The sequence below is a fragment of the Roseococcus sp. genome, from assembly GCF_965227005.1.
GTDB lineage: Bacteria > Pseudomonadota > Alphaproteobacteria > Acetobacterales > Acetobacteraceae > Roseococcus.
Genome location: NZ_CBDDFJ010000036.1, coordinates 76,536 through 88,814, shown reverse-complemented (window position 1 = coordinate 88,814; position 12,279 = coordinate 76,536). Strand labels below are relative to the sequence as shown.

11 protein-coding genes and 3 pseudogenes are annotated in these 12,279 nt (G+C 67.6%); 2 read left to right on the top strand and 12 right to left on the bottom strand.

Features of this window, described 5'->3' with window-relative positions:
- Positions 1–3 precede the first annotated feature (3 nt).
- The 8 genes and pseudogenes from leuC to thrS all read right to left on the bottom strand — a co-directional run bounded on the left by leuC (position 4) and on the right by thrS (position 7,686).
- Positions 4–1,434, bottom strand: a complete 1,431-nt coding sequence (gene leuC / locus ACO057_RS17835; RefSeq protein ID WP_421993956.1) for a 3-isopropylmalate dehydratase large subunit — start codon at positions 1,432–1,434, stop codon at positions 4–6.
- Between the two features lie 69 nt (positions 1,435–1,503).
- On the bottom strand, positions 1,504–1,914 hold the full coding sequence (rplS, locus tag ACO057_RS17830) for a 50S ribosomal protein L19 (protein ID WP_421993955.1): 411 nt from the start codon (positions 1,912–1,914) through the stop codon (positions 1,504–1,506).
- A gap of 26 nt (positions 1,915–1,940) precedes the next feature.
- Positions 1,941–2,654, bottom strand: a complete 714-nt coding sequence (gene trmD / locus ACO057_RS17825; protein ID WP_421993954.1) for a tRNA (guanosine(37)-N1)-methyltransferase TrmD — start codon at positions 2,652–2,654, stop codon at positions 1,941–1,943.
- A complete protein-coding gene (gene rimM / locus ACO057_RS17820) occupies positions 2,651–3,160 on the bottom strand; it encodes a ribosome maturation factor RimM (RefSeq protein ID WP_421993953.1) in 510 nt (169 codons plus the stop codon). Before rimM ends, trmD begins: the two co-directional genes overlap by 4 nt.
- Positions 3,161–3,185: 25 nt before the next feature.
- Positions 3,186–3,521, bottom strand: a complete 336-nt coding sequence (rpsP, locus tag ACO057_RS17815; protein WP_421993952.1) for a 30S ribosomal protein S16 — start codon at positions 3,519–3,521, stop codon at positions 3,186–3,188.
- 50 nt (positions 3,522–3,571) lie between these two features.
- Positions 3,572–4,946, bottom strand: a pseudogene (gene ffh, locus ACO057_RS17810) (signal recognition particle protein).
- A gap of 184 nt (positions 4,947–5,130) precedes the next feature.
- Positions 5,131–5,655 carry a translation initiation factor IF-3 gene (infC, locus tag ACO057_RS17805; protein WP_421993951.1) on the bottom strand — a complete coding sequence of 175 codons (525 nt, stop codon included), beginning with the start codon at positions 5,653–5,655 and terminating at the stop codon, positions 5,131–5,133.
- Between the two features lie 71 nt (positions 5,656–5,726).
- Positions 5,727–7,686 (bottom strand): annotated as a pseudogene (gene thrS, locus ACO057_RS17800) (threonine--tRNA ligase).
- A 127-nt stretch (positions 7,687–7,813) separates the two neighbouring features.
- Here thrS and ACO057_RS17795 point away from each other — a divergent pair.
- Positions 7,814–8,623, top strand: coding sequence for an NYN domain-containing protein (locus tag ACO057_RS17795; RefSeq protein WP_421993950.1), 810 nt, complete (start codon positions 7,814–7,816; stop codon positions 8,621–8,623).
- Here ACO057_RS17795 and ACO057_RS17790 read toward each other — a convergent pair.
- The 3 genes and pseudogenes from ACO057_RS17790 to ACO057_RS17780 form a co-directional block, all read right to left on the bottom strand.
- Positions 8,605–9,517 (bottom strand): annotated as a pseudogene (locus ACO057_RS17790) (glycosyltransferase family 9 protein). The gene ACO057_RS17795 and the pseudogene ACO057_RS17790 overlap by 19 nt on opposite strands.
- Positions 9,508–9,954 carry a glycosyltransferase gene (locus ACO057_RS17785; RefSeq protein ID WP_421993949.1) on the bottom strand — a complete coding sequence of 149 codons (447 nt, stop codon included), beginning with the start codon at positions 9,952–9,954 and terminating at the stop codon, positions 9,508–9,510. The pseudogene ACO057_RS17790 and the gene ACO057_RS17785 overlap by 10 nt, the downstream one beginning before the upstream one ends.
- Positions 9,955–10,055: 101 nt before the next feature.
- Positions 10,056–10,622 carry a glycosyltransferase gene (locus ACO057_RS17780; RefSeq protein WP_421993948.1) on the bottom strand — a complete coding sequence of 189 codons (567 nt, stop codon included), beginning with the start codon at positions 10,620–10,622 and terminating at the stop codon, positions 10,056–10,058.
- A 59-nt stretch (positions 10,623–10,681) separates the two neighbouring features.
- Here ACO057_RS17780 and ACO057_RS17775 point away from each other — a divergent pair, with 59 nt between their 5' ends.
- The gene (locus tag ACO057_RS17775; protein WP_421993947.1) at positions 10,682–11,431 is read left to right on the top strand and encodes an alpha/beta hydrolase; all 750 of its coding nucleotides are present in this window, start codon (positions 10,682–10,684) and stop codon (positions 11,429–11,431) included.
- Here ACO057_RS17775 and ACO057_RS17770 read toward each other — a convergent pair.
- A complete protein-coding gene (locus tag ACO057_RS17770; protein WP_421993946.1) occupies positions 11,384–12,268 on the bottom strand; it encodes an SDR family NAD(P)-dependent oxidoreductase in 885 nt (294 codons plus the stop codon). The genes ACO057_RS17775 and ACO057_RS17770 overlap by 48 nt on opposite strands.
- Between the last annotated feature and the right edge of the window lie 11 nt (positions 12,269–12,279).

Sequence of the window (12,279 nt, the reverse complement as noted above, 5' to 3'; positions counted from 1 at the left end):
GGATCAAGCGCTCCCTACGGGTTGCCAATCGCGGACATCAGCCAGATGACCCGCCAACGCGGCTGCGGCGGCCATCGCCGGCGAGAGCAGGTGCGTACGACCGCCCGGCCCCTGCCGTCCTTCGAAATTGCGGTTCGAGGTGCTGGCAGAACGCTGCCCCGGCGTCAGCTTGTCCGGGTTCATGCCGAGGCACATCGAACAGCCCGCCTCACGCCACTCGAAGCCCGCATCGAGGAAGACGCGATCGAGACCCTCCTCCTCTGCCTGCAGCTTCACGAGACCGGAGCCGGGCACGACCATGGCGCGCACGCCCTCGGCCACATGGCGGCCCTTGGCGATGGCGGCGGCCGCGCGCATGTCCTCGATGCGGCTGTTGGTGCAGCTGCCAATGAAGACGACGTCCACCTTGAGGTCAGTCAGCTTCTGGCCGGGCGTCAGGCCCATATACTCCACCATCCGCTGCAGCTGGGCGCGACGCGTCTCATCCGCGGCGTCTTCGGGATTGGGCACCAGCGCGGTGATGGGCGCCACGTCCTCGGGGCTCGTGCCCCAGGTAACCATGGGCACGATGTCCTCGGCGCGGAGGGAGACTTCCTTGTCGAAATGCGCGCCTGCATCGCTCGGCAGCGTGGACCACCAGGCGACCGCGCGGTCGAAGGCCTCACCCTGCGGCGCATGCGGCCGGCCCTTCACATAGTCGAAGGTGGTTTGGTCGGGCGCCACCATGCCGGCGCGCGCGCCAGCCTCGATGCTCATGTTGCAGACCGTCATGCGGCCGGCCATGTCGAGCGCGCGGATGGCCTCGCCGGCGAATTCGATCACATGACCCGTGCCGCCCGCCGTGCCGATCTTGCCGATGATGGCCAGCACGATGTCCTTTGCCGAGCAGCCGAGCGGCAGCTTGCCGTCGACCGTCGCGCGCATGTTCTTCGCGGGCTTCTGCAGCAGGGTCTGCGTGGCGAGCACATGCTCGACCTCGCTGGTGCCAATGCCGAAGGAAAGCGCGCCCATGGCGCCATGCGTCGAGGTGTGGCTATCGCCGCAGACGATCGTCATGCCGGGCAACGAGAGGCCGAGCTCCGGACCGATCACGTGCACGATGCCCTGCCGCGCATCGAGCAGCGGGATATAGGGCACGCCGAACTCGACGACGTTGTGTTCCAGCGTCTCGACCTGGAGGCGGCTCTCGGGATCGAGAATGCCCGTGCGGCGGCTGCTGTCGGTCGCGATGTTGTGGTCGACGACGGCGATGGTCGCATCCGGGCGATGCACCGGACGACCGGCCACGCGAAGGCCCTCAAAGGCCTGCGGGCTCGTCACCTCGTGCACGAGGTGGCGATCGATATAGAGCAGCGCGGTGCCATCAGGCAGCGTGTCGACAACGTGATGCGCCCAGATCTTGTCGAACAGGGTGCGCGGCTTTTCGGCGCTCATTAGCATTTCCCCCAAACCGGGTATCGATCAAAAAAGGCCGCGCCTTGCGGCGCGGCCTGCGAGGGGGCTTCAGGCCTCCCCGGCGTCCTTGGCAGCGGCCGGCGCCGCAGCCGGCGTCCGCAGACCCAGCTTCTCGGCGATGCGGGCCGACTTACCCGTGCGACCACGCAGGTAGTACAGCTTGGCGCGACGCACCTTGCCGCGACGCACCACGGAGATCTCGGCAATCGCCGGGGAGTGCAGCGGGAAGACGCGCTCCACGCCCTCGCCGTAGGAGAGCTTGCGCACCGTGAAGTTGCTGTGCAGGCCGCGGTTGGAGCGCGCGATCACGACGCCCTCATAGGCCTGGGTGCGAACGCGCTCGCCTTCGACCACCTTCACCATGACGCGAACGGTGTCGCCCGGCGCGAACTCAGGCACCGGACGCGTAGCGACGAGGCGGGCCTTCTGGTCGGCGTCGAATTGCTGCAACAGGTTCATGGGCTTAGTCCTTTCGAGATAGGGATTTAGGCTGCGGCGCCGCCGCCGGCAACCTGCATTCGGGTCCAAAGGTCAGGCCGGCGCTCGCGCGTCGCGGCCTCAGATTCCTGCCGCCGCCAGCGGGCCACTTCGGCGTGGTGGCCGGAGAGCAGCACTTGCGGCACGGCACGGCCCTGCCACTCGGCAGGCCGTGTGTATTGGGCGTATTCAAGAAGGCCAGCGCTATGGCTTTCCTCGACCGCGCTCTCGGCCGCCCCCATCACACCCGGCAGAAGCCGGACGCAGGCATCGAGCAGCGTCAAGGCCGCCAACTCGCCGCCGGAGAGCACATAGTCGCCGATCGAGACCTCGATCATGCCACGCGCTTCGATCACGCGCTGATCGACACCCTCGTAGCGGCCGCAGAGGAGCACCGCTCCAGGTCCAGCGGCAAGCTCCTGCACCAGCCTCTGGTCCAGCAGCCGGCCACGCGGCGTCAGATAGATCAGCGGGCGGGTATCCCCCTCCGGCATGGCCGCGGCAATCGCCGTGTCCACCACATCCGGACGCATGACCATTCCCGCACCGCCGCCAAAGGGCGTGTCGTCCACCGTCCGGTGGCGATCCAGCGCATGCGCGCGAATGTCGCGCGCCTCGCAGGACCAGATACCCTCGCGCATGGCACGCCCCGCCAGGGACACGCCGAGCGACCCGGGGAACATCTCCGGGAAGAGAGTCAGGACGGTGGCTGACCAGCTCATGCCGCCCCCTGCTCATCCACGATGATTTCCTCAGGCGGCACCACAGTGATGCGCCCCGCGCGAAGATCGACCATCGGAACGGCCGCCTCCGTGAAGGGAATCAACCGCTCGGGCGGCCCTTCCAGGACGAGGAAAGCCCCTGCCCCGTGATCCTCGACCGCGCGCACGCGCCCCAGCGGAGCGCCAGCCTCAGTGAAGGCGGAGAGCCCCTCCAGGTCGGACAGATAGAACTCGTCCGGATCCTCGGGCGACGGCAGCGCATCACGCGGGACGTAGAGCTTCGTCCCGGTCAGCCGCGCAGCGGCATCCCGGTCCGCGACGCCATCGATCCGGGCCAGATCGCCCGAGAGCAACTCCAACGCGAAGCGCCGGGTACCGCTCTCATCCGTCAGCGGGCCATAGGCGGTCAGGTCTTCCGGCTCGGCGGTGAAGCTGCGGACGTGCACAAGGCCGCGCACACCGTGCGGCCTTCCGATCTCGCCCAACAGGACCTTCGTCTCCGTCATCTGCCTTCAGCCCAATGCCTTCAGATCAGCGCGCGGCGGAAGCAGCGGCGCGTTCCTGCGCCTTCTTCTTCGGCGCGGACTGCTTGGGCTGCTCGGGGAACACGGGCATCGGGATGACGCCGGCCTTGCCGAGGAACTTCGCCACGCGATCGGTCGCGAGGGCGCCCTTGCCGATCCACTCCTTGATCTTCTCTTCCTGCAGGCGAATGCGGTCCGCATGCTCGGCCGGCAGCATCGGGTTGTAGCTGCCCAGCTTCTCGATGAAGCGGCCGTCGCGCGGCGAACGGCTGTCGGCCACCACGATGTGGTAGTAGGGGCGCTTCTTGGCGCCGGCGCGGGCAAGGCGGATCTTAAGGCCCATCGGGGTCTCTCCTTAGTTGGAACTGGAAATGGGGAACGGCCGGTTCATTCTCAGAACGGCCTGCGGCCTTGGGGGAGGAGCGCGGCGAGCCCGCCACGCATCAGCCCCTTCTGACCCATCTTGTTCATGCGCTTCATCATGTCGCGCATGTCCTCGAACTGTTTGAGCAGCTTGTTCACCTCCTGCACGGAGGAGCCGGAGCCGCTGGCGATGCGCTTCTTGCGCGACGCCTTGATGATCTCGGGCTTGCGACGCTCGCCGAGCGTCATGCTCCCGATGATGGCCGCCTGACGCTTCAGGATCGACTGATCGAGATTGGCGTCGCCGAGCTGCTGCTTGATCTTCTGGGCGCCGGGCAGCATGCCCATGATGCCCGAGAGATTGCCCATCTTGCCGATCTGCTTCAGCTGGCTCGCATAGTCCTCGAGGCTGAACTGCCCCTTCTGCATGCGCGCCGCGAGCTTTTCGGCCTCGGCCTGGTCGATGGTCTCGGCCGCGCGCTCCACGAGGGAGACGATGTCGCCCATGCCCAGGATGCGGCTGGCGATGCGATCGGGATGGAAATCCTCGAGCGCGTCGAGCTTCTCGCCCGCGCCCAGCAGCTTGATCGGCGCGCCGGTGACCGCGCGCATGGAAAGGGCCGCACCGCCGCGCGCATCGCCATCGACGCGCGTCATGACGATGCCGGTGATGCCGACGCGCTCGTTGAAAGCGCGCGCCGTATTCACCGAGTCCTGGCCGGTCATCGCGTCGACGACGAGCAGGGTCTCGTGCGGCTTCACCGCGGCCTTGACCGCGGCCACCTCGTCCATCAGCGCATCGTCGATCGCAAGGCGACCGGCGGTATCGAGGATGACGATGTCGTAAAGCTCACGCCGGCCCAGATCCATGGCGCGTTCAGCGATCTGGAGCGGGGTCTCGCCGGCGATGATGGGCAGGCTGACCACTTCCGCACGCTCGGCGAGCTGCGCCAGCTGCAACTGGGCGGCGGGACGATGCACGTCCAGGCTCGCCAGCAGCACCTTCTTGCGATCACGCGTGCGCAGACGCAGGGCGATCTTGCCGGAGGTGGTGGTCTTGCCCGAACCCTGGAGGCCAACCATCAGGATCGGCAGGGGCGAAGGCGCGTTCAGGTCGAGGCCACGCGGCCCCTCATCGCCACCGCCCAGCGCCTCGACCAACGCGTCGTGGACGATCTTGACCACCTGCTGACCAAGGCTGGATCGAGCGGATGACCTCCTGCCCGACAGCGCCCTCGCGGACCTTCGCGATGATGTCGCGAACGACGGGCAGCGCGACGTCGGCCTCAAGCAGGGCAACCCGCACCTCGCGCAGCGCGTCGGAGACGTCAGCCTCGGACAGCGCGCCACGGCCGCGAAGCCGGTCGAACACTCCCTGAAGCCTGTTGCCCAACGCCTCGAACACGCGAAACTCACCCCATACAAAAATGCGCCGCTGCGCGAATCTCGCGGAGCGACGGGGATTCCGCCTGATGCGGAACCATAACCGGACTATCCCGGCAGGAGGCGCCTAAGCGCCCAGGCGTCGAAAGTCAATAGCCAGGCCCCGGGATGCCGGGCCACCGGCCCGGCAAACAGTGCCGCCGGCGCTACTTGGGCGCCAGCACCATGATCATCTGGCGGTTCTCGAGGCGAGGCATGGACTCGACCTTCACCAGCTCGACCAGCTCGGTGCGAATCCGCTCCAGCAGCTTCACGCCGAGCTCCTGGTGCGCCATCTCGCGGCCGCGGAAACGAAGGGTGACCTTCACCTTGTCGCCCTCGCCGATGAAGCTCTTCGCCTGCCGCATCTTCACGTCGTAATCATGGTCATCAATGTTCGGACGAACCTTGATCTCCTTGATTTCGACGACCTTTTGCTTCTTGCGGGCCTCGTTGGCCTTCTTCTGCTGCTCGTACTTGAACTTGCCATAGTCCGTGATCTTGCAGACAGGCGGAACCGCGTTCGGGCTGATCTCGAGCAGGTCGAGTCCCGACTGGTACGCCTTGTAAAGCGCATCGCGAATACTCATCACGCCAAGCATCTCGCCCGCCTCGTCAATAAGGCGCACCTGCGGAACACGGATCTCCTCGTTCACGCGTGGCCCCTCACGTGAGGGGGGCGTCGGGGGCATAGGGCCTCGTGCTATGGTCGTCTCCTGTCTCAGTTATGGTAAATCAAGCGCGCGTTATGGAACGTGGCGCGTCACGCTGCAACATCACCAACGGGCAGGTCACCCATATCGGGAGGGGTTGCCTCCTTTGCCAGATGCGCCACCGCATCGGCCAGCGAAAACACTTCCTGCTCCCGGCCGGGCAGCCGCCGAAGAACAACCTGCCTCTGTTCGGCCTCACGCCGCCCCAGGACGGCGAGCACCGGCACCCGCTGGTCGATGTGGTCGACGACCTTGCGGTTGATCTTCTCGTTCCGCAGGTCGAGCTCGGCGCGGATCCCCGCCTTGTCGAAGGCTGCCTTCACCTCGCGCGCGTAATCGTCGGCATCGGAGACGATGGTCGCTACCACCACCTGCACCGGCGCCAGCCACAGCGGGAAGCGGCCGGCATATTGCTCGATCAGCATGCCCAGGAAGCGCTCGAAGCTCCCAAGAATGGCGCGGTGCAGCATGACGGGCCGCTTGCGGGTCCCGTCCTCAGCGGCATAGACCGCGTCCAACCGCTCCGGCATCACGAAGTCGACCTGGAGCGTGCCGCACTGCCAGTCTCGGCCGATCGCGTCCCGCAGCACGAATTCCAGCTTCGGGCCGTAGAAGGCGCCCTCTCCGGGATTCAGCTCGAAATCGACACCCGCGATGGCGCAGGCTTCCTTCAGCGCGCCCTCCGCGCGATCCCAGGTGGCGTCGTCGCCAGCACGCGTTTCCGGGCGGTCGCTGAACTTCACGCGGAACTCGCTGAAGCCCAGATCGCGGTAGATATCCGAGAGCAGCGCCACGAAGCGCACCGTCTCATCGGCGATCTGGTGCTCCTCGCAGAAGATATGCGCGTCGTCCTGGGTGAAGGACCGCACGCGCATGATGCCGTGCAGCGCGCCCGAAGGCTCGAAGCGATGGCAGGCGCCGAATTCCGCCATGCGCAGCGGCAATTCGCGATAGCTGCGAATGCCCTGGTTGAAGATCTGCACATGACAGGGGCAGTTCATGGGCTTCAGCGCATAGGTGCGGTCGCCCTCGTCCTTGTCCTCGACCTTGGCGAGGAACATGGCGTGGCGGAACTTTTCCCAGTGGCCCGAGGCCTCCCAGAGCCGGCGGTCGACGAGCTGGGGGGTCTTGACCTCCTGGTAGTCGGCCGCGTCCAGGCGACGGCGCATATAGTCCTCGACCGTCCGGTAGAGCTTCCAGCCCTTCGGATGCCAGAAGACGCTGCCCATCGCCTCTTCCTGGAGATGGAAGAGGTTCATCTCCTTGCCGATGCGCCGGTGGTCGCGCTTCTCGGCCTCCTCGATCATGTGGAGATAGGCGTCGAGCTCCTTCTGGTCGCGCCAGGCGGTGCCATAGATGCGCGACAGGACGGGGTTTTCCGGCTTGCCGCGCCAATAGGCGCCCGCGACCTTGGTCAGCTTGAAGGCCACGCCGATATCGGCCGTGCTGCGCATATGCGGGCCGCGGCAGAGGTCGATCCAGTCGCCCTGGCTATAGAGGCTGATGGTCTCGGTCCCGGGCAGGTCCTGGATGAGCTCGACCTTGAAGCGCTCGCCCTTCTTGGTGAAGAGGTCGATCGCCTCCTCGCGGCTCACCACGCTGCGCTGGAAGCGGGCGCCGCGGCCGATGATCTCGCGCATCTTCGCCTCGATGGCGGCGAAGTCGTCGGGGGTGAAGGCCTCGTTGCGGGAGAAATCGTAGTAGAAACCGTTCTCGATCGACGGGCCGATGGTGACCTGCGTGCCCGGAAACAGCTCCTGGACGGCCTCCGCCAGCACATGCGCCGTATCGTGCCGGATGAGCGCCAGCGCCTCCGGATCGCGGCGCGTGATGAAGCGCAGGGACGCGTCCGCCTCGATCGAATCGGAGAGATCGACGAGCTTGCCATTCACCTCCATGGCGAGGGCCGCCTTGGCGAGGCCGGGCCCGATCGCCGCGGCCACGTCCGTGCCGGTCACCGCACCATCGAACTGGCGGATGGAAACCGTCGGGAAGGGTGATCGCAGGCATCTCTGTATATCTCTTGCTGTAGCTGGCGTGGAAGCGAACGGCGGACCATGGGGAGAGCGCCCTGCCCGGTCAAGGCCCGGCGCATTGCCCCAGCCGCGCCGAAGGCGCAAAAACAGACATGTCCCCAATGCCCGAATTGCGTACCGCGATCTTTCTGGATTTCGACAACCTCGTCTCGGGCCTGCGGGACGGCGCGGGCAGCGAGGTTGCGCTGCGCTTCGCGCAACAGCCGGAAATCTGGCTGGAGCGGCTACTGGAAGATCGTCCCCGCCGCGCCCTGCTCCGACGATGCTACATGAATCCAGCCGGAGTCCTGGATGACGAGGCCGGTTCGCGCTTTCGCTATGGCGAGTTCCGCTGGGCCTTCATGGCTGCGGGTTTCGAGGTGATCGACTGCCCGCGGCTGACGCGGTTGAAGAATGCCGCCGACCTCCGCATCGCGCTGGATGCCTTCGAGACCATGCTGGGGGCGGCGCCTTGCGACGAGTTCATGCTGCTCTCCACGGATTCCGACTTCGTTCCGTTGCTGGTTCGGCTGCGCGCGGCGGACCGGCGCACACGGCTGGTCGCCCACCCCGAGGTCGGACGCATCGTCCGCGCGGCCGCCGACGAGATCATCGGGCTGGATGTGCTCGCGGGCTGGCTGGGTTGGCAAGCCTCGCCGGAGCCCGGCGAAGCCTTTGGCGCGGCGAGCCCGGCCGATCTGCTCGCCGTCGTTCGCGACATCATGACGGAGGCCCAGGATCCCGTGCACGTCCCCCATCTCGGGCAGATGGTACGGAACCGAACCGGGCAGACCCTGCGCGGGAGCGACTTTGCCGGCTACGGCTCGCTCGATGCCCTGCTGACAGCGGCCGGCGGCTTCATCCGCCGCGACGGCCCGGGCGGGGGACATGTGCTCCGCCCGGAATGGGCGGATCAGCCGCCGGCGGCCTGAAGCACTTCCTCCACGGGAAGCGCCGAGATCGGCCGGCGCCGCAGGACCGTCACGGCCCGTCCGCGGGGAGCGCAGAGGGCAGGATCGCTCTCTGAACCGAACAGAGCGACGGTCGGGCACCCCATGGCGGCCGCCAAATGCGTCGGACCGCTGTCATTGCCGATTGCGAGGGTCGCGCGACGCGCGACGGCGGCAAGCTGTCGCAGGTTCGTCCGGCCAGTCAGGTCCATGGACTGCGGCGCGAGGCGCCGGATTTCCTCCGCCAGCGGCGTTTCGCTGGCGATGCCGCAGATCACCGACGGCAGGTCGAGGTGGGCAGCCAGGGTGCCGAACCGCTCTGCCGGCCAGCGCTTTCCCGGACGCGCCGGGGAAGCCCCAGGAAGCATCAGCGCGAAACGGGGCGGCAGGCCCAGAGCCGAAACATCGGCTTCGAGCCAATCGAGGTTGGGGCGCGGGGAAGGCTGTGATCCCCGCGGCGACGAGCTGCCCGCGCTGCCGCTCCGCCGTATGCAGAAGATCGCGCTGCGGATCGGTGTCCGGATGCGAAGCCCCCGGAGCGATGCCCGACCATTCGGCACGACGGCCGACGAAGAGCCGGTAGCGCGAGGATCGCCCGGAGGTCTGCAGGTCATAGACACGATCGAAGCCGGCGCCTCGCAGACGTCGCGCCAGGCGCAGAACGGCTCCAGGGCTCCACCAGCTGGGCCTGCCGTCGGACCAGACCCGGTCGAACCAGGGGCTTTCGGCGGCCAGTGTCGCGAAGAGCCCCGTCGTCAGGAGCGTGATCTCCGCCTCCGGGTGGTGTGCCCGGATGGCGGCGAAGGGGCCGAAGGCCTGCACGAAGTCGCCGAGCGCGGCGAGCTTGATGACGAGGATCCGCTGGGTCACAGCAATTCCCGATAGACGGCCAGCGTCTGCGCCTGCATGGCTTCCAGGGTGGGCACTCGCTGTCGCGCCGCCTCCCCGACCGCCCGAAGGCTTTCGGCGGGCATGGCCAGGACACGGGCGATCGTGGCGGACAGCGCGGCCACATCCCCAGGAGGGGTGAGCCAACCGGTGACGCCATCCTCGATCGTTTCCCGAGGGCCGCCGAGATCGGAGGCAATGATGGGGCGCCCGAGTGCCTGCGCCTCGGTCACGGTCCGGCCGAAGGCTTCGGGCTCCGTGCTGGCATGGACCACGAGGTTCGCCGCCAGCATGGCCGCTGGCATGTCCGAGACGTGGCCGGCGAAACGAAGGCGATCGGTGACCCCGAGCTGCTCGGCGAGGGCCCGGAGTTCGCCCACATAGCGCTCGCGCCCTGCGGTATCGCCGGCCAGGACCGCGATCACTCCGGGGAGGCTGGGGCAACGCCCGGATCAGCACGTCATGGCCCTTCCATCGCGTCATCCGCGCCGGAAGGAGCACGATCCCGGTGTCCTCGGGCAAGGACTCAGGCGTCGCGCAGGGCGATGACCCGCGACAGATCAACCTTCGCCGCATCGAAGCGCCGCGGATCCACGCCGCGAGGGATCATGCGGATCGCCGGCCCGTCGCCATAGATGCGCCGGATGTGGTCCGCGATGTGCCGGCTGATGGCGATGACCCGCTCGCCGCGCGCCATCACGGAATTGTACAGCCGCTTCCCCGGCCAGCCCTCGCCATAGGTGCCGTGATAGGTCGTGACGAAATGCGCGCCGCTCCGCCGCGCGGCCATCAGCGCGGACCAGGCGGGAGCCCGCGAGCGGGCATGGATGATGGCAACCCCCTCCTCCGAGGCAAGTGCCGCGAGCCGATCGGCATTGCGCCAGATGCCCGTCGGCGACTTGGTGACGAGCGGCAGCGTCACATGCCTGGCGCCCAGCGCCTCGAGCTCCGGCACGAGCCGCCCCCCGGCAGATGCGACGATCGCGCGGTAGCCGGCGGCCTGGATGGCCTCGGCGATTTCCAGGGTTCCACGCTCGACGCCACCGGATTCCAGCGCTGGCAAGACCTGCAGAATGGCGGGGGAGCGTGGCATGTGGCGCGTTGCTAATCCCGGCCATGGACGACGGCAACCATGCATGCCATCGGGAGTGCATGAAGGAACGCATCGGCACCCTCGGCGACACGCCCCTCGCCTACCGCGCTCTGGCCGGGAAAGGGCCCGGCGTCGTCTTTCTCGGCGGCTTCCACAGCGACATGACCGGCAGCAAGGCCGCCTATCTCGCGGAATGGTGCGCGACCCGCGGCCGGGCCTTCCTGCGCTTCGATTATAGCGGGCATGGCACCTCGGGCGGCCGATTCGAGGACGGGACCATCGGGAAGTGGACGGCCGACGCGGCCGCCGTCCTGGAGGAATTGACCCAGGGTCCGCAGATCCTGATCGGCTCCTCGATGGGCGGCTGGATCGCGCTCCTGCTGGCGCTGCGCCATCCCGACCGTGTGGCCGGGCTGATCGGCATCGCCGCCGCACCCGACTTCACGGAAGAACTCATGTGGTCCGAATTTCCGGCCACGGTCCGGGACCAGATCGAGCGCGAAGGGGCCTGGATGCGGCCCAGCGAATATGGGGATGCCTATCCGATCACCCGCGCCCTGATTGAGGACGGGCGAAATCATCTGGTTCTGGGCGGCCCGATCGCCCTGCATCACCCGGTCCGACTGCTGCACGGCCAGGACGATCCGGACGTCCCGTGGCAGCACAGCCTGCGCCTCGCCGAGCGCATCGCCGGCCGCGACGTGGAGGTCACGCTCATCAAGTCCGGCGATCATCGACTGTCCACGCCCGAGGATCTGGCCCTACTCGGGCGCACCCTCGGCGCGCTCCTCGGCGAGGATGGCGCGTAGGCCTTCGCGATAGCTGGGATAGGCCCAATCGAGACCGAGGGCGGCCTTTGTCCCGATGCTGGAAACGCGGCGGTTCTCAGACCAGAAGCTTCGTCCCATCTCGCTCATCCCGGCCCAGGCTTCGGCGAAGGAAATCCCGGAGGGCGGGGGAATGCCGAGAAGCCGCGCCGCCTCGGCCGTGACTTCGGCCGGCGCCGCCGGCTCGTCATCGGCCAGATGAAGGACACGTGGGCCCGGCCTTTGCGATCCCAGCAGAGCCGCGAGCACGGCCCGCGCGATGTCATCGCGATGAATCCGGCCGAAGGTATGGCCGGGCTTTATGACGCGGCGCGCGGATCCCGCCCGGAGGTCCGCAAAGGCATTGCGGCCAGGGCCGTAGATGCCCGCCGTGCGGAAAAGATCGACCGCCAGGCGCGATCCCAGCCCCGCCCATTGCAGCTCCGCGTCCAGCCTCCGCCTGCTCCTGGCCTGGCCCGGCGACGGTGGAGTGCCTTCATCCACCCATTCCCCGGCGCGGTCCCCGTAAACACCCGTCGTCGAAAGATAGCCGATCCAACGCAATGGCGCCGCGCGAAGCGCCCGCTCATGCAGCGCCCAAACCGGATCGCCCATGGGACCGGGTGGCGTGGTGACGACGAGATGTGTCGCGTTGGCAAAGGCTGCCGCGTCGTCGAAACCCACCAGTTGGACGCCGTGAGGGGCGGAAGCGGCCCTAAGGTCGCGCACCGTTCCCGTCACGCGGATGCCGCTGCGGGCCGCGAGGGATGCGATCGCAGAGCCGCTGAAGCCCAGGCCGATCACCAGCAAGTTCATATCTGAAACCACCCTGTCACCCATGCCCTGTCACC

Excerpts from the sequence above, each read along its gene's own strand:
- ACO057_RS17770 (WP_421993946.1), bottom strand. The coding sequence starts at position 12,268 with ATGGGTGACAGGGTGGTTTCAGATATGAACTTGCTGGTGATCGGCCTG.
- leuC (WP_421993956.1), bottom strand. The coding sequence starts at position 1,434 with ATGAGCGCCGAAAAGCCGCGCACCCTGTTCGACAAGATCTGGGCGCAT.
- rplS (WP_421993955.1), bottom strand. The coding sequence starts at position 1,914 with ATGAACCTGTTGCAGCAATTCGACGCCGACCAGAAGGCCCGCCTCGTC.
- ACO057_RS17780 (WP_421993948.1), bottom strand. The coding sequence starts at position 10,622 with ATGCCACGCTCCCCCGCCATTCTGCAGGTCTTGCCAGCGCTGGAATCC.
- ACO057_RS17795 (WP_421993950.1), top strand. The coding sequence starts at position 7,814 with ATGCCCGAATTGCGTACCGCGATCTTTCTGGATTTCGACAACCTCGTC.
- infC (WP_421993951.1), bottom strand. The coding sequence starts at position 5,655 with ATGCCCCCGACGCCCCCCTCACGTGAGGGGCCACGCGTGAACGAGGAG.
- trmD (WP_421993954.1), bottom strand. The coding sequence starts at position 2,654 with ATGAGCTGGTCAGCCACCGTCCTGACTCTCTTCCCGGAGATGTTCCCC.
- rimM (WP_421993953.1), bottom strand. The coding sequence starts at position 3,160 with ATGACGGAGACGAAGGTCCTGTTGGGCGAGATCGGAAGGCCGCACGGT.
- ACO057_RS17775 (WP_421993947.1), top strand. The coding sequence starts at position 10,682 with ATGAAGGAACGCATCGGCACCCTCGGCGACACGCCCCTCGCCTACCGC.
- rpsP (WP_421993952.1), bottom strand. The coding sequence starts at position 3,521 with ATGGGCCTTAAGATCCGCCTTGCCCGCGCCGGCGCCAAGAAGCGCCCC.